The organism is Paenibacillus sp. J31TS4 (assembly GCF_018403265.1).
GTDB lineage: Bacteria > Bacillota > Bacilli > Paenibacillales > NBRC-103111 > J31TS4.
Map to the genome: position 1 here is coordinate 729,087 of NZ_BOSI01000002.1, position 15,325 is coordinate 744,411.

The 15,325-nt window shown below is 60.4% G+C and carries 14 protein-coding genes and 1 other RNA gene; 13 read left to right on the top strand and 2 right to left on the bottom strand.

Annotated features, from left to right (window positions below):
• From KJS47_RS14065 to rnpB, 3 genes are all read left to right on the top strand, one after another.
• Window positions 1-768: a tRNA (adenine(22)-N(1))-methyltransferase gene (locus tag KJS47_RS14065; RefSeq protein ID WP_213525657.1), complete on the top strand. Its 768-nt coding sequence runs from the start codon at window positions 1-3 to the stop codon at window positions 766-768.
• Complete coding sequence (locus KJS47_RS14070; protein WP_213525658.1) at window positions 735-1,850, top strand: Nif3-like dinuclear metal center hexameric protein; 1,116 nt, start codon at window positions 735-737, stop codon at window positions 1,848-1,850. Before KJS47_RS14065 ends, KJS47_RS14070 begins: the two co-directional genes overlap by 34 nt.
• A 116-nt stretch (window positions 1,851-1,966) precedes the next feature.
• An RNA gene (rnpB, locus tag KJS47_RS14075) (RNase P RNA component class A) lies at window positions 1,967-2,375 on the top strand.
• A 192-nt stretch (window positions 2,376-2,567) separates the two neighbouring features.
• Here the strand turns inward: rnpB and KJS47_RS14080 are convergent.
• Window positions 2,568-4,454, bottom strand: coding sequence for a S8 family peptidase (locus KJS47_RS14080; RefSeq protein ID WP_249716377.1), 1,887 nt, complete (start codon window positions 4,452-4,454; stop codon window positions 2,568-2,570).
• A gap of 177 nt (window positions 4,455-4,631) precedes the next feature.
• Between KJS47_RS14080 and KJS47_RS14085 the strand changes: the two genes are divergently transcribed.
• From KJS47_RS14085 to thiI, 6 genes are all read left to right on the top strand, one after another.
• Window positions 4,632-5,132: a YpuI family protein gene (locus KJS47_RS14085; RefSeq protein ID WP_213525659.1), complete on the top strand. Its 501-nt coding sequence runs from the start codon at window positions 4,632-4,634 to the stop codon at window positions 5,130-5,132.
• A gap of 156 nt (window positions 5,133-5,288) precedes the next feature.
• Window positions 5,289-5,501 (top strand): DUF1540 domain-containing protein, encoded by a 213-nt coding sequence (locus KJS47_RS14090; protein ID WP_213525660.1) that lies wholly within the window; start codon window positions 5,289-5,291, stop codon window positions 5,499-5,501.
• Between the two features lie 19 nt (window positions 5,502-5,520).
• Window positions 5,521-6,477 (top strand): hypothetical protein, encoded by a 957-nt coding sequence (locus KJS47_RS24105; RefSeq protein ID WP_249716378.1) that lies wholly within the window; start codon window positions 5,521-5,523, stop codon window positions 6,475-6,477.
• A 133-nt stretch (window positions 6,478-6,610) separates the two neighbouring features.
• Entirely contained in the window at window positions 6,611-7,312 is a 702-nt protein-coding gene (locus KJS47_RS14100) for a lytic transglycosylase domain-containing protein (RefSeq protein ID WP_213525661.1), read from the top strand.
• 157 nt (window positions 7,313-7,469) lie between these two features.
• Window positions 7,470-8,666, top strand: coding sequence for a cysteine desulfurase family protein (locus KJS47_RS14105; protein ID WP_213525662.1), 1,197 nt, complete (start codon window positions 7,470-7,472; stop codon window positions 8,664-8,666).
• Window positions 8,666-9,868, top strand: coding sequence for a tRNA uracil 4-sulfurtransferase ThiI (thiI, locus tag KJS47_RS14110; RefSeq protein WP_213525663.1), 1,203 nt, complete (start codon window positions 8,666-8,668; stop codon window positions 9,866-9,868). The genes KJS47_RS14105 and thiI overlap by 1 nt, the downstream gene beginning before the upstream one ends.
• Before the next feature lie 44 nt (window positions 9,869-9,912).
• Here the strand turns inward: thiI and KJS47_RS14115 are convergent, their stop codons facing one another.
• Entirely contained in the window at window positions 9,913-10,206 is a 294-nt protein-coding gene (locus KJS47_RS14115; protein ID WP_213525664.1) for a 4a-hydroxytetrahydrobiopterin dehydratase, read from the bottom strand.
• 105 nt (window positions 10,207-10,311) lie between these two features.
• On the opposite strand from KJS47_RS14115, the gene KJS47_RS14120 reads away from it, so the two are divergent.
• From KJS47_RS14120 to KJS47_RS14135, 4 genes are all read left to right on the top strand, one after another.
• Window positions 10,312-10,974, top strand: coding sequence for a TerC family protein (locus KJS47_RS14120; RefSeq protein WP_213525883.1), 663 nt, complete (start codon window positions 10,312-10,314; stop codon window positions 10,972-10,974).
• Between the two features lie 159 nt (window positions 10,975-11,133).
• Window positions 11,134-13,509 (top strand): DUF7408 domain-containing protein, encoded by a 2,376-nt coding sequence (locus KJS47_RS14125; RefSeq protein ID WP_213525665.1) that lies wholly within the window; start codon window positions 11,134-11,136, stop codon window positions 13,507-13,509.
• Window positions 13,506-14,435 carry an ABC transporter ATP-binding protein gene (locus tag KJS47_RS14130; RefSeq protein WP_213525666.1) on the top strand — a complete coding sequence of 310 codons (930 nt, stop codon included), beginning with the start codon at window positions 13,506-13,508 and terminating at the stop codon, window positions 14,433-14,435. Before KJS47_RS14125 ends, KJS47_RS14130 begins: the two co-directional genes overlap by 4 nt.
• A complete protein-coding gene (locus tag KJS47_RS14135; protein WP_213525667.1) occupies window positions 14,432-15,274 on the top strand; it encodes an ABC transporter permease in 843 nt (280 codons plus the stop codon). The genes KJS47_RS14130 and KJS47_RS14135 overlap by 4 nt, the downstream gene beginning before the upstream one ends.
• Window positions 15,275-15,325: the final 51 nt, after the last annotated feature.

Below are 15,325 nucleotides of genomic sequence, written 5' to 3' on the forward strand. Positions count from 1 at the left end.
ATGGTGACATTATCGAACAGACTGCTGGCCATCGCCCGGCAGGTCCCTCAAGGGGCAAGATTGGCGGACATCGGCTCCGACCATGCGCTGCTTCCCGTCTACCTGGCGCAGACCGGCAGAATCGCTTCCGCGATCGCAGGGGAGGTCAATCCGGGCCCTTACCAGGCCGCCCTTCAGCAGGTGAAGGAGGCGGGACTCAAGGGCCGGATCGCGGTCCGACGCGGAGACGGTCTGGAGGTGCTCAGCACTGGAGAGGCGGATACGATCACGATTGCCGGCATGGGCGGCAACTTGATCGTCAAAATCTTGAGCGAAGGAGCGGCCAAGCTGGCCGGCGTCCGCTGCCTGGTGCTGCAGCCGAACGTCGGCGAGGAAGCCGTGCGCCGCTGGCTCGTCCAGGAGAACTGGGCGCTGGTGCGGGAAGAAATTCTCGAAGAGGACGGTAAACGGTATGAAATTTTGACCGCCGAGCGGCGAGAGGATGCCGCCTTGTTCAACGCCGCCCTATTCCGTCAACGCCATCTCCATGGACGGGTCTTCGGCGAGGAGACACTCTACCGGCTCGGCCCGTATCTCCTGGAGGCGGCGGCTCCCGTGTTCCGGGACAAGTGGGCGGCCGAGGCGGACAAGCTGGACAAGATCGCCCGCCAGCTGGCGGAGTCGGACCTGCCGGAATCGAAGGAGCGCCGACGCGCGTTCGAGGCGGACAGCGCATTTTTGAAGGAGGTGCTGGCATGCTTGCCAAAGGACAAACCGTCATCCAACTGATGGAGAAGCTGGCCCCCAAATCCTATGCGGTGGAGGGGGACAAGATCGGCCTGCAGCTCGGAACGCTGCACAAGGAAATCCGCAAGGTGCTCGTCACGCTTGACGTGAACGAGGAGGTCGCCGAGGAAGCAATCCGCGAAGGCGTCGATTTGATCATCGCCCATCATGCGATCATTTACCGGCCGCTTGCCCATCTGCAGACCGATACACCTGCGGGACGGCTGTACGAGAAGCTGATCAAGCACGATATCGCCGTCTATATCGCCCACACGAACCTGGACGTGGCGGAAGGCGGGGTGAACGATCTGATGAGTGCGGCTCTCGGCCTAGCGGACACCAAGCCACTCGAGGTGCTGCACAGCGAGCAGCTCAAAAAGCTGGTCGTGTTCGTGCCCGAGACGCATCATGAGCGGATGCTTGACGCCTTGTTCGGCGCAGGGGCGGGAGCGATCGGCGGCTACAGCCATTGCAGCTTCAACTTGCCTGGCACCGGCACGTTCCTGCCGGGCGAAGGGACGAACCCTTTTCTCGGCACGAAGGGCAAGCTGGAGAAGGCCGCCGAGGTGCGCGTCGAAACGATTGTGACGGAGCGGGACGAGAAGCGCGTCATTCAGGCGATGCGGAAGGCTCACCCATACGAAGAAGTCGCCTATGACGTCTATCCGCTTGAGCAAACCGGGCGTGCCTTCGGGCTCGGCCGCGTTGGCCGGCTGGCGGAGACGACTTCGCTGGGCGCCTTTGCCGAGCAGGTGAAACAGGCTCTTGACGTGCCGTTCGTCCGAGTAGTAGGCAGTCTGGACCGCGAGATTCGCAAGGTGGCCGTGCTCGGCGGCTCGGGCGGCCGCTATGTGCGGCATGCGCTGTTCGCGGGCGCGGATGTGCTCGTAACCGGCGACATCGATTACCACACGGCCCAGGATGCGCTGGCCGCGGGGCTGGCGCTCGTCGATCCGGGCCACAATGCCGAGAAGATACTCAAGGCGGGCGTCGCCGCCTATTTGAGCGAGGAGCTGCAAAAGCTCAAGACCGATACCGCCGTGCAGGCGTCCGCGGTTGATACGGAAGTCTTCCGCTTCCTTTAAGACAAACCGCTTCAGGTTCGGGGAGGCGGGAGCAAAGACTCAACGCCGCTTCCCGGTTCCATCGGATTCCAGTTGCACGTCGGGTAAAGACGAGGTATACTATAGTCTTGCATCAGGAAGTTTGACAGACAATCGCTGGCGGTGCTTGCACCGCGAGAGGAAAGTCCGGGCTCCATAGGGCAGGATGCTGGATAACGTCCAGTCAGCGCGAGTTGAAGGATAGTGCCACAGAAATGGACCGCCGATGGCCGCCTAGCGGCACAGGCAAGGGTGGAACCGTGGTGTAAGAGACCACGAGGGACTATGGTGACATAGCCCCTGGTAAACCCCATCTGGAGCAAGACCTAATGGGACGCACGCGGATCTTGGATCCGCAGCCTTAGCCCGAGGCGCGTCTGGGTTGGTCGCTGGAGCCGTTCAGCAATGGACGGCCTAGATAGATGATTGTCGCTTCAACGGTGGGAGGGCGAACAGCCCGTTCTGACCACTGGAAGTACAGAACCCGGCTTACGGAAAACTTTTTGATGCACCGAACAAAACCCGCCAGGGCATGCCCTGGCGGGTTTTGTTGCGTCTAGCCGCATGATACGGGCGGCGAGGGAGTGTTCGGAGGAGGCTTTTCAGCAAGCCTATCCAGCCGAACTCTTGGCTAAAGGACGGTGGGAGTGGCCGGCTTAGCGTCTAGCCGCGGCTTGAGGCTTACCAGCCGCGCGGCGTCTAACGATAGCTTGCCTCAATGCGGGCGAGATCGCGCTGCAGCCATTCCGGCCAGTTAGCGACCGCTTGCCGGCTCTCCCGCGCCTGCTGGAGTGCGCGTGCGACGTCGATTTGGCCGTAGCCGAACGAGGCGTCCCGGCCGGGCGTGCCGATATCCTGGGCGGACGAGCGCATGATCTCCATCACTTCCGTATTCTTGAGCAGCGGATTGACGGAGCGGACCAGCGCAGCCAATGCGGCCACGTGAGGCGAGGCCATGGAGGTTCCCGACAGCGCCGCGTACCGGTTGCCCGGATAGGTACTGGCAATGCTCACGCCCGGAGCGGCGACATCAATATAATCGCCGTAGTTGGAGAACGACGCCTTCTGCTTGTCCGCGTCGGTCGCCGCAACGGCGAATACCTCGGGATAAGCGGCTGGATACCCCGGCTGTTCCGTGTTGTCGTTGCCGCTGGCCGCCACCAGCACGACATCATGGTCGTAAGCATACCGGACCGCATCGTGGAGGAATTCGGCGTCCGCATAATTGCCGAGGCTGAGATTGATGACCTTCGCTCCGTGATCGGTCGCCCAGATAATGCCCTGTGCTACCGCGTACGTGCTCCCGGCGCCGCTCGAATCCAGAACCTTGACCGGCAGAATAGGATTGCTCCATGTCATGCCTGCCACACCCTGCCCGTTGTTGGTCAGTGCGGCGATGACCCCGGCGACATGCGTTCCGTGGCCGACGTCGTCGCGTGGCGGAGCCGACTTGTCGACGAGATTGACTCCGGAGAGAAGACGGCCCTGCAGATCGGGATGGTCGAGGTCCACGCCGGTATCGACGATGCCGACCGGAACATCGGTACTGCCGGTGCCGACCTCCCAGCCAAGATCCGTCTCGATGATCGGCAGATTCCATTGGTACTTCTCGTACAGCGCATCGTTGACGGGTACCGGCCCATTGCCGGCGTTTCCGGCGGGCACTTGGTCGGGGGCGGGGGCCGCCGACCGTTCATTCGTCAGATAGAGGAAATGGGGCTCCGCGTACTCGATGTTCCATTTCATAAAATACGACTTAAGCGCCTCGGCCTCCATCGTGGCCGACGTGAACACATACGTGTAGCCAAGCTTGCGGGGGGCTTCCGAGCGAATGTCCCGCTGTATGCTTTTCAGCTGCTCTTCGGTAGGCGGCTGCTTGAACTTGACGACGACCTCGTTGCGGTGGTAATGGCTAGTCGTCCCGTTATCCTCCGGGTGAGTGACCGGCTTTTGGGTCCGCGTGTTGGCGTCGACCGACTCGACCTTCCAATTCTTGCCCACAGGATACGGAACGGTCCGGAGGTTCACCTCTTGGTGGCCAGTGACCTGATGCAGGATGTCTTGGTGGATGACCCCGACAAGCGCAGCGGCTCCGTTCGCAGCCGGAACGCCCAGGACGAAATAACGCTCGCTCCCTTGGCCGAAGCTGGCCGACTGGTACTCCTTGCCGCGTTCGGCCTCCGCCTTCGCCTTCGCCAGCAGAGGCGCGGCGGCCTGCTCGGCGGCGGGAGGCAGCGATCCCACTCGGACGCCTGCGCCGAGCTGCTCGCCCCGCTTGGTCCAGATTAGCCGGTCCATGTGAGGGTATAGCTGCTGCAGGCGGGCCAACTCCTGCTCGGCCTGCCCACCGGCCGTTCCGCGTGTGGACAATGCCGAGGCCGTCGAGCGAAAATCGGCGGCGCACTGGATGCGGCACAGCTCGTCCGTCCGTTTCACGTCCTGAGCGACGAGCCGCTGCTTGGCGGACAGCTCGGTCGGTCTCGTCGGAGCCTGGGACGAAGGCGACCGGAACAGGACGTAACCGAGGGGGAGCACGAGGAAGACAGCGAGAAGACCATAGAGAACCATTTGCATGCGACGACTCATGGGACACCTCCGAATTTGCCTGTCTGTTAGCATGGCGGTTTTCCGTTTAGGCTTCGATAACGGGAGGAGCTTTATGCAGGATTTGTATTACCTTCCCGGGCAATATGTGGTACGATAAAGAGGACCAAACTTATGCCAAAATTGGACAGTTTCATAACGCCGGAGGGGGACCTTGTTGTGGCTATGCATAACGTCAAGAATCTTTGCGAATCGACGAAATTCAAACTAAAGGACGCCATATCCCAATTGGAATCGTTCTTGAACTATCATTCCTTGTCCGACCTGATTACGGATTCGGATCCGGCCGTCGAGGAATTTACCGCTGCCTATCTGTCTGACATGCGGCATCTGCTCGTGTTCACCGAGGTGGCGTACGAGAAGATCGGGGTCAGCCTCAGAAGACAGACCTTTAATGTGGATTTCGCCGAGAAAGCCCTCTATGACGTCTATCATAATTGTGTGAACAGCTTCTTCTATCCGAAGAACGAATGCTACTCGGAGGACGGCCGCTATGCCTACACCGGACAGGACGCGATCCGCTTCCGCAAGAAACCGGTTCGGGCGATCCGTGACTTGACCATTTCGCTCTCCCATATTTTTGAGGAGCTGCGCGACGACCTCGCCTATTACGAGACGGACTACATCACCCAGCGCCGGATGCAGGGCGAGAACGTCTAACAAGCCTCACCCCAACCTGATCATTTTCAAAAAGGATGCCGCCAGGCGTCCTTTTTTTCGTGTATAGGGGTGCCGCCAAACCAGCCCTGCCAATCCCTCTGCTGGAAGGAATACGCCCTGCGGCCGAGGGCAAACTGGATATGGGAGGTGATGACCATGCCAGAAGTCAAGTGCAGCGTCGCCAACTGCAAATTTTGGTCGCAGGACAACAACTGCAAAGCCGATCTGATCATGATCGAGATCGACAAGCACGCCAATGCGAGGTTCAACGAGGAGTTCGCCGGCGAATCGTTCGACAGCGACCACCAAGATCAGGCGAAGCAAACGAGGGAAACCTGCTGCCACACGTTCGAACCCAAGAACCGTTAGCCTGAAGGGGGCGAGAGCCATGACCGACCAGACGAATCGGACCGATTACCGAACGACGCAGAACTCGGCTGCTCCGGCTGTCCCAAGAGCCGAAGAGGCCGACCATAAGGCACCGAACCAGCAACTTAATTATGCCAACCATTCCACAGCAAGCCGCAATTCCACAGTCAGCCCGAACGGCACGTCGACTTCTTCGGCTGCTCCGGCTGTCCCAAGAGCCGAAGAGGCCGCCTATAAGGCACCGAACCAGGAACTTATTTATGCCAACCATTCCACAGCAAGCCGCAATTCCACAGTCAGCCCGAACGGCATGTCGACCTCTTCGGCTGCTCCGGCTGTCCCAAGAGCCGAAGAGGCTGCCTATAAGGCACCGAACCAGGCCAACGATTCCGCAGAAAGCCGCAATACCATAGTCAGCCCGAACGGTACGTCGACCTCGCTGACGGCTTCCTCGTATTACGGCAATCAGCCGAAAAAGCCGACGGAACAGGAGCAGCCTATTGCCGGACTTCTTCCCGAAGCGATTCGGGAATCCGAGGGGGCCGATTCCGGGCTCTCGCAAATGAACGAATCGGCGGCCGCCGGGAAAAGGAACGGAGCTTTTCCAGAGGAAGATACCGGCTCCTACACAGAGGAATATGCCGGAGAGCTGGCGGCTCCGGTTCCGATACCTGCCGCTGTCGAGAGACAAAACCGTCTGACGGCAGAGCAGGTCCATCGAGCGGCGGATCGGACGGAGAGGACGGAGACCCGGGAGCAAGAGACCGATCGGCCGCAGGGACGCACGCTTGGCTGGGTCGGATTGATTACGGCCATCCTCTCGCTGTTCGTCTTCCCGACTATCCTCGGACCGACGGCGACGGTGCTCGGCTTCCTTGCCTACCTGCAGGGCAACCGCACGATGGGGGTATGGTCCGTCGTTCTCGGTCTAATCAGCCTGGGAACCGCCTTGTTTTTGAGTCCGTACTTCCGATAATGACGGCAAGGCAGGCCACGCGGCCTGCCTTGTTCCATTCCGTTTTCGACTTCATTCTACAAAAAAGTGGTAGAAGAACCCGTCCAAACGATGTACAATGAAGAGAGTATGTTTGGATGGAGTGAATTGAGCAATGGCTGTTTCCATAGATCCCCGCCTGATGAAGCAAATGCTGCAGCTGCAGATGTACGGACAGAGAGGACTGCTGGTTGATCCCTCCGCGGAGGTGTCCGATTCGCCGGCCGCTCTGTTCTCCATGCTGCTTGATCAGATGCAGGGAGGCGCCGGTACCGTGCGTGCACAGACTGCGGCCGAGGAAGGGCGCCCGCTCGTGCAGGCGCCGGTACCGGAGTCTGCTTACGTGCCCGCGCCGCTTCTGGCCAAAACGGCGGCATGGGCGGCACACCCGGCTCTTAGCAAGCCGTCCTCGTACGAGAAGCTGATCGAGGAGGCGGGCAGCAGGCACGGCGTGGATCCCGCCTTGATCAAAGGGGTCATCGCGACCGAATCGTCCTTCAATCCGTATGCGCAGTCCTCTGCCGGGGCCAAGGGCCTTATGCAGCTCATGGACGGAACGGCCCGCGGCTTCGGCGTGACGGATTCGTTCGATCCTCAGCAGAACATCGAGGCGGGCACCAAGTTTTTGGCGGGGCTGCTAGCCAAGTACAAGGGCAACGAAGGCGTAGCGCTAGCCGCATATAACGCGGGACCCGGCCGCGTCGACCGGCTCGGCATCTCGGATGATGCGAGCCTGAAGGAGAAGCTCTCCACGCTTCCCAAGGAGACACAAGCCTATATTGGCAAGGTAATGAACGCCAAACAATCCTATACGTAAGGGAAGAAAGAAAAGATCGCAGCCGATCTTTTCTTTCGTTTTCTCGCTCGATTCCGCCATACTGCCATTGGCAGAACCAAGATTTAGAGAAAAGAGAGGAGGGCCGGAGCGAACAGCCGCCAAGGCGGCCGGACTCCGGCCTCGAGAGGAGGCCGCCATGCTATATCTGGACAGCTGTGCCACGACCCCCGTCCATCCGGACGTCGCGGCCGTCATTCACGAGGTGATGGGAACCTTTTACGGCAACCCGTCCTCCATTCACAGACTTGGCCTGGAAGCCGAGCAGCTGGTGACCAAGGCCAGACGCGTGCTTGCGGATGCGCTGGGCGTCCGCCCCGGCGAGATCGTGTTCACCTCGGGCGGCACGGAAAGCAATAACCTGGCGATCAAAGGAGCCGTGAACGCCAACCGGGCGCGGGGGCGCCATCTGATTACGAGCGCTGTCGAGCACGCTTCGGTCTACGAAGCCTTTCGCCAGCTGGAGGACGAAGGGTTCCATGTCACGTACCTGCCCGTCGACGAGACCGGCGCGGTTCGTGTAGAGGATGTAGAGAAGGCGCTGACCGACGAGACGATTCTCGTCAGTCTCATGCATGTCAACAACGAAGTCGGCCGCATCCAGCCGATTGAAGAGGTGGGCAGGCTGCTCGGCGCAAGACCCAAGGTTTTGTTTCATGTCGATGCCATACAGAGCATAGGCAAGCTGCCCGTCCGTCTTTCCGAGTGGGGGATCGATCTGCTGAGCGGATCCGCCCACAAGCTGGAGGGGCCTAAGGGAGCCGGACTGCTCTATGTAAGAGAGGGCGTCCGGCTGACGCCGCTCTTCAGCGGAGGCGGTCAGGAGCATGGTTACCGTTCGGGGACGGAGAACGTCCCACTCATCGTCGGGATGGCCAAGGCGATTCGCATGGCTATGGACGCGCAGCCGGACAATCGGCGGAAGCTCGAGCAGCTTCGGGCCGGACTGGTCTCGCGGCTCTCGGAAATGCCGGACGTGCAGGTGAGCGGCTCCGGGCGTCCCGAGGAGATGGCTCCCCATCTCGTACACTTCACCTGTCCCGGAATGAAATCGGAAGTGATCGTGCATGCTTTGGAGCAAGCCGGCATATTCATATCGACAAGATCGGCGTGCGCCTCTGGTGAGTCGTCGCCGAGCCGGGTTCTGCTCGCCATGGGAATGGACAAGGAACGCGCGGCCAGTGGCCTGCGCGTCAGTTATACAGCTTCCCGGACCGCCGGGGAGCTTGCGCGCTTCGCGGACGAGCTGGCAGCCGTCCTCGCCAAACTGTCACCGATGCGGCCGGCCGGGGCCGGCCGGTCCGTGTTGCAGCCGGAAGGAGGATCAGCGTCATAATGCAGCCAGAAGTCATCATCGTCCGGCTGGGCGAAGTTATGCTAAAAGGGCGCAACCGGGGACGATTCGTCCGCACGGTACACGCGCAAATAGCCGATTTGCTGGGCGCTATGCCCCGGATCGGATGGAAACAGGAATTCGGTCGTCTCTACCTCGAGCTCAACGGAGAACGGTACGAGGAAGCCGCCCGTCAGCTGGACAAAGTATTCGGTATCGTCAGCTACAGTCCCGCCTGGAAAGCTCCGCTCGATCTCGAGGCGATTCAGGAGACGGGACTTATGGTTATGAAAAGGGTGGAGCCTGCTCCCGCTACCTTCAAGGTGTCGTCCCGCAGGGCGAACAAGCGGTTCCCTCTCGACTCGCAGCAGATCAGCTACGAGGTGGGCGGTTATATTCTCGAGCGGATGAGCGGCCTGACGGTCGACGTCCGCCATCCGGAAGCGGAGCTCCGCGTGGATATGCGGCAGGAGGAAGTCTACCTCTATACGGAAGTTGCAGCGGGCAACGGAGGCTATCCGATCGGAAGCAACGGCCGGGCGATGCTCATGCTGTCCGGCGGCATTGATTCTCCCGTCGCCGGCTGGATGGCGATGCGGCGGGGGCTGGAGATTGAAGCCGTGCATTTTCACAGCTATCCCTACACGAGCGACCGCGCCAAGGACAAGGTCATCGAGCTGACGAAAACGCTGACGCAGTACGGCGGCCCGCTCAAGCTTCATCTTGTCGGCTTCACAGACATTCAGACTCGGATGCTGGAGGCCGTTCGTGAGAACATCCGGATTACCGTCATGCGCCGAATCATGATGCGCATCACAGAAAAGCTGGCGCACCGCCGCAAGGCTCTCGGCATCGTCACCGGAGAGAACCTCGGACAGGTGGCCAGCCAGACGCTGCCGAGCCTTCACGCCATCGGGCAAGTGGCGACGCTGCCGATCCTTCGTCCGCTCATTACGCTGGACAAGCAGGAGATTATCCGGTGGGCGGAGAAAATAGGCACGTACGAAACCTCGATCCTGCCCTACGAAGACTGCTGCACGATCTTCGTCCCCAAATCGCCGACCACCAACCCCAATATGGCGGTGGTGGAGCGGGCCGAACAGGCGATGCCCTGGCTTGACGAAGCGATTGAGGAGGCCGTTGCAAAAACCGAGACCATCGAGGTGTACTGGAAGCAGCGGGACACGCTGGACCGGTTTTTTTAAACCAGATTGAAACCGGGCGCGAACTGATACGTATTTGGTCTTGGTTAGTGCGTGGGCAGCAGGAGGGCGTCGATCTGCTGGGCAAGACAAAAATCCTTGCCCGTCACGCCGCTGCAATCACGGGTCGTCAGCGAAACGGTGAGCCGACGCTCTTGAATCGACAGGTCGGGATGATGATCCGCGAGCTCGGCCAGCTCCGCGATTGCGGCGGCGGCCTGCGCCGCCTCCCGAAAGCTCCGGCAGCCGTAAGTCCGGACGAGAGACTGTCTTTCGTACCGCCAGTCCATTAATTTGCTAAGATAAACCGCCACCTGTTCTTCGGACAGTTTGACCGACATGAAGCATCACCTCTTCTTTTTTAAATGGACGGAGGCAGGACGCACTACGGGCGCCCAGCCGGCCGCTTCCATTTTTTACCCGGACTCACAGGAGGCTTAATCATGCTGCTGGACAATTTCATTCTCTTTCTCGAAATCATGCTTATTAATATCGTTCTCAGCGGGGACAACGCGGTTGTTATTGCGCTCGCAAGCAAAAACCTGCCCGTCGAACAGCGCAAGAAGGCCATTTGGTGGGGAGCCTTCGGTGCGATCGCGCTTAGGCTTGTGCTTACGATCGTGGCGGTGGCCGTGCTGGACCTGCCGTACATCCAGGCGATCGGCGCGCTGCTGCTCTTGTGGATTGCCGTCAAGCTGCTGATTGACGACGAAGGCGAGTCGAACGTCCGGGAGGCGTCCACGCTCGGCAAGGCGGTCGGCACGATCATCCTGGCCGACTTCGTCATGAGCCTCGACAACGTACTGGCCATAGCCGCCAAGGCGAACGGACACATCGGCGTCATTATTCTTGGGATCGGGCTCAGCATTCCGATCATCATCTGGGGAAGCACGCTCGTCATGAACCTCCTTCAGAAGTTCCCGATCCTCGTCTATCTCGGAGCGGGAATACTCGGCTATACCGCCGGGGAGATGCTGATCAAGGACGACAAGATTGGCGTCTACCTCGGCCACGGTACACTTCATACGCTCCTTCCCATTCTGGCCGCTGCCTTCGTCATTGTGGCCGGTCTGGTCAAGAAGCTCGCGTCGCCCGGCCGCCGGGCATAAGGCAGCTAATTCCAAACCGGGTCCGCCCGGCGCCCTCTTCGTATGGTACGATACGAAAGAGGGCTTTTTTGGCTTTCTGGAACTTTTTTGACGGGTGAATCGTTATACACGATAGACCGGGAGCTTGCTTGCTCCCATTTAAGCGAAAGGGGCAGTTCCGTGGCAAACGCATTCCTATCCATTCTTCGCCGCACGGGCGGGTTGTTCGCCTGTCTCGCACTGCTGCTGGGAACCGTGGGGTTTCCGGCCGGCGTACTAGCCAAAGAGGAGCCGCTAAAAGCTCAGCTCCAAGCCGGCTTGGGCGGTAAAACCAAAGAAGGCGCCTGGTATCCCGTGCAAATTACCCTGACCAACCCGGGCGACGACCTGGAGGGGGAGCTGGCCCTGCAGCTTGCCTCTTCCTATAACGAAAAGGATGTCGCATACGTGGCGAAGGTGGACCTGCCGAAAGGCGGCACCAAGGTGGTCACCATGACGCTGCCTCCTCTGGAGGCGAATCCCGGCTCGGCTCGGGTGATCTTTTACAAGGGAGGGGCAACGGACGGCAAAAACGTCCCGTTCGAAGGAGGAGCGCCGCAGCTTCAAGTCGAACGGCTGCCGCAGGAGGGATTGCTGGCCGGGGTGCTCGCCAGAGACCCGGATACGATGAATACCCTGACCCTGCTGAATCAGAAAGGACTGCAGACGGCCGTCGTGCCGTTCACGGATAAAACGCTGCCGGCCGACGCGATGCAGCTGGACGGGCTCGATCTGTTGATCCTGAACGACTACGCGTCGGACCAGCTGAAGCCCGAGCAAGTCCAGGCGATCGAAGGCTGGGTCGGCCGGGGCGGCAAGCTTATCCTGGCCGGAGGAGCAGGCTATGCCAAGACGGCAGCTCCCTTCGACAAGCTGTCTCCCGTAACCGCAGAAGGAACGGCCGTCGTACCTTCGGTGAGCAGCTTGGAGGCCGCGTCAGGCAAGCCGCTTCCGCTGGGGGCGCCGCTCACGGTGACGAAGTCCGCCCTCAGGCAAGGGGCGGTGGCGAGCCACAGCGAGGGCGGCCTGCCGCTGATCGCCTCCAAGCCGTACGGGAAGGGCCAGGTCTGGTTCGCCGCTTACGATTTGTCTCTCCAGCCAATTGCTTCCTGGAATGGCCACCTTACCGTGTGGGAGAGTGCGCTGCATCTGGCGGCAGGAGCGGGTGGGCAATCGGTTCCGGGAGGGCCGGGCTACGGGGATTTGTCCATGGCGCTTGAAAGCTTTCCTTCGCTCGCTCCGCCATCCTTTGGCATTCTCATGCTCGTGCTCGTGCTTTATGCGGTAGTGATCGGGCCGCTGCTCTACAGCATTCTGAAACGACTGGACAAGCGGGAATGGGCGTGGGGCGTCATCCCGCTCATCGCGATCGTCTGCAGTCTCGGCATTTACGGCATTGGGGCGTCGGGCCGGGGGTCCGTCATGTCCCAGACGCTCGCCATTGTCGAGCTGGACGGACAGGGCCGCGGCACGACCACCAGCGCAACCGGCATCTTCGTCCCCAAAGGGGGCAATTACGCGATGAACGTGCCTGGCGGCAGCTACGTGTCTCCTCTGCTGCAGGATAACGGGATGTCGCCCCAGCTGACCGGTAAAACCGATCTGATCGTCGATCAGGCGCCCGACCGGACGGCCTTGCGGTTCCAGGGCGTCTCCTACTGGTCCGTCCGTAAGGTCTGGATGGAGGAACAGAAGCCCCGCGAAACCGGTTCGATCGGCTATACGCTGAAGAGCGTAAACGGTGTGCTGGAGGGCGAGATCGTCAACAACACCGGCAAGGACCTGGAGGATGTCGCGCTTTACCTGAACGGCCAGGCCAGGCCGGTGGGCACGCTGAAGGCCGGAGGCAAGGCAGCGATCGGGGCTCCGCTGAACGGAGGCTCGCTCAGTTACCCATCCGATCTTGCCTACACTCTCTTCCCCAGCTACGGGCAGAACGGCGCCGAAGTGATGGCCAAACGGGGCTTGCTGAACGCCTATGTGCAAAAGGAATATGCGGGCCGTCCCGCCGGAGAATCCTTCGTCATCGGATTCACGGACAGAGGGAAGGGACCGGTGCTCGATATCGAGGGTAAGGCGGTCGGCTCCGAGCTGGTGGAAATGTATGCCCAGCCTGTCGCCATATCCATGGTGTACGGCGATCGGATCAGCATCCTGCCGGGCACACTTCAGCCTTCCGTCACCGCCCAGCAGGGCGGACACGTCCGGTTGATCGGGTGGAAGGACATCGAGGCCGACAAGGGCACCGTGCTGCTGGATTACCGGCTGCCGGAGCTGCCAGAGGCCGTCTATGAGAAATTGACGCTGCGGGGGATCTACCCGTCGGTCAGCGCGGACTTCGCCATCTGGAACGAGAACAAGCAGAGCTGGGAGCCGCTGAGCGGGCCGGAAGAAACGCTGCCGGAACCTTCCGTGTACATCATGCCCGGCGGCATCGTTCGGGTGAAGGCGGAAGTTCGGCAGATGGCGAATTTCCCATACCCGGATCTGGGCTTGGAAGGAGCGGTAAAGCGATGATCGAGATCAAGGACCTAACCAAGCGCTACGGCAGCTTTACCGCCGTCGATTCGCTGACGATGGACATCGCCAAAGGTACCGTGTTCGGCTTCGTCGGGCCGAACGGAGCGGGCAAATCGACGACGATGTCTATTTTGGCCACGCTGCTCGCCCCCACGTCGGGCTCCGCCAAGGTGGGCGGGTTCGAGGTAACCGAGCATCCCGGCGACGTTCGCCGGCTGATCGGCTATATGCCGGACTTTTTCGGCGTGTACGACAACTTCAAGACGACCGAGTACTTGGACTTTTACGGGGCGAGCTACGGACTCTCCCGCGCAGAGAGGAAGAAGATCATTCCCCAGCTGCTGGAGCTAGTCAATCTGTCCGATAAGGCGGAGTTCTACGTCGATTCGCTCTCCCGGGGCATGAAGCAGCGGCTCTGTCTCGCCCGCTGTCTCGTTCACGAGCCGGAGCTCCTCATTCTCGACGAACCGGCCTCGGGGATGGATCCCAGGGCGAGAATCGAGATGAGAGAGATTCTGAAGGAGCTCAAGCTGATGGGCAAGACCATCATCATCTCGTCGCATATTCTGCCGGAGCTGGCGGAGATGGTGGACGAGATCGGCGTCATCGAGCAGGGTCGGCTGATCGCCAAAGGCCGGGTTTCCGACATTCAGCAAGGCATGAGGGCCAACCGGGTGCTGCACATCCGCCTGCTCGAGCGGGAGGACGAGGCGCTGGCCATGCTGGCGGAGGAGCCGTACGTCTCCATGTCCTATCTCGACGAGCAGGGAATTCATCTGCACTTCGGGGGCACGGACGCGGACCAGGCGGCGCTGCTCGGACGGCTGATCGGCCATGGGTATCGGGTCGTGTCCTATTCGGAGGCGCAGACGAACCTGGAGGATGTATTTATGGAAATTACGAAGGGGGCGAAGCTGTCATGAATGTGACCGACCGGCTGATCAACCCCGTTTTGGAGAAGGAATTCCGTCTGCGGATGCGCAGCGTCAAATCGATCGTGGCGATTCTTTCTTATCTGGTGGCGATGGCACTCCTCGCGTTCGGCTTTCTCTATGTGACGATGAACGATTACGGCATGCAGGCGTTCAATCCCGAGAGAAGCCAGATGCTGTTCTACTTCATTACCGGCTCGCAGATGGTGCTCATCTGCTTCATGACGCCCGGCCTCACGGCCGGCGTCATCAGCGGAGAGCGCGAGAAGCAGACGTTGAACATCTTGCTGACGACAAGGCAGAGTTCCGCCTCCATCATCCTGAGCAAGCTGGCGGCCTCTCTCAGCTTTATGGTGCTGATCGTTATCGCGACGCTTCCGCTGTACAGCATGGTCTTCCTGTTCGGAGGCGTTTCGCCGAGCGAGCTGATCTCGGTGTTTCTGTTCTTTCTGTTCGTCATGGTCATGCTTGGCGCGGTTGGCGTATTTTTTTCCACGATGTTCAAAAAAACGATGGTGGCCGTCATCCTGACCTACGGCTTTACCGTCGTCATCTACGGCTTCACGGGGCTGTTCGCTATCTTCCTGAGCGCGATCCTGCCAAGGGGCAACATGCTGGCTGGCTATGTGCTGGGGACGAATCCGATGGGAGCCTTGCTCAGCCTGCTGAACGAGGATTTCTCCCGCGAGGTGTTCGGCAGGGCGTCATCGCTGCAAATCTGGCATATCTTCGTGCCGTTCTACACGCTCGTGACCGTCTTGGCCATTCTCCTCAGCATCCGTTACCTGCGGCCGATTCTCCGCAAGCCTGCGGGTAACGGCAAGCAATAAGCAGGTTGTCAAAGGAAAAGTAAGTACAGCCAAGAGGGGAAGGAGGACCGT

What these genes read in the sequence shown, in the direction of transcription:
- KJS47_RS14130 (WP_213525666.1), top strand. Translation starts at nt 13,506, where the DNA reads ATGATCGAGATCAAGGACCTAACCAAGCGCTACGGCAGCTTTACCGCC.
- KJS47_RS14135 (WP_213525667.1), top strand. Translation starts at nt 14,432, where the DNA reads ATGAATGTGACCGACCGGCTGATCAACCCCGTTTTGGAGAAGGAATTC.
- KJS47_RS14100 (WP_213525661.1), top strand. Translation starts at nt 6,611, where the DNA reads ATGGCTGTTTCCATAGATCCCCGCCTGATGAAGCAAATGCTGCAGCTG.
- KJS47_RS14115 (WP_213525664.1), bottom strand. Translation starts at nt 10,206, where the DNA reads ATGTCGGTCAAACTGTCCGAAGAACAGGTGGCGGTTTATCTTAGCAAA.
- KJS47_RS14105 (WP_213525662.1), top strand. Translation starts at nt 7,470, where the DNA reads ATGCTATATCTGGACAGCTGTGCCACGACCCCCGTCCATCCGGACGTC.
- KJS47_RS24105 (WP_249716378.1), top strand. Translation starts at nt 5,521, where the DNA reads ATGACCGACCAGACGAATCGGACCGATTACCGAACGACGCAGAACTCG.
- thiI (WP_213525663.1), top strand. Translation starts at nt 8,666, where the DNA reads ATGCAGCCAGAAGTCATCATCGTCCGGCTGGGCGAAGTTATGCTAAAA.
- KJS47_RS14065 (WP_213525657.1), top strand. Translation starts at nt 1, where the DNA reads ATGGTGACATTATCGAACAGACTGCTGGCCATCGCCCGGCAGGTCCCT.
- KJS47_RS14080 (WP_249716377.1), bottom strand. Translation starts at nt 4,454, where the DNA reads ATGAGTCGTCGCATGCAAATGGTTCTCTATGGTCTTCTCGCTGTCTTC.
- KJS47_RS14070 (WP_213525658.1), top strand. Translation starts at nt 735, where the DNA reads ATGCTTGCCAAAGGACAAACCGTCATCCAACTGATGGAGAAGCTGGCC.
- KJS47_RS14090 (WP_213525660.1), top strand. Translation starts at nt 5,289, where the DNA reads ATGCCAGAAGTCAAGTGCAGCGTCGCCAACTGCAAATTTTGGTCGCAG.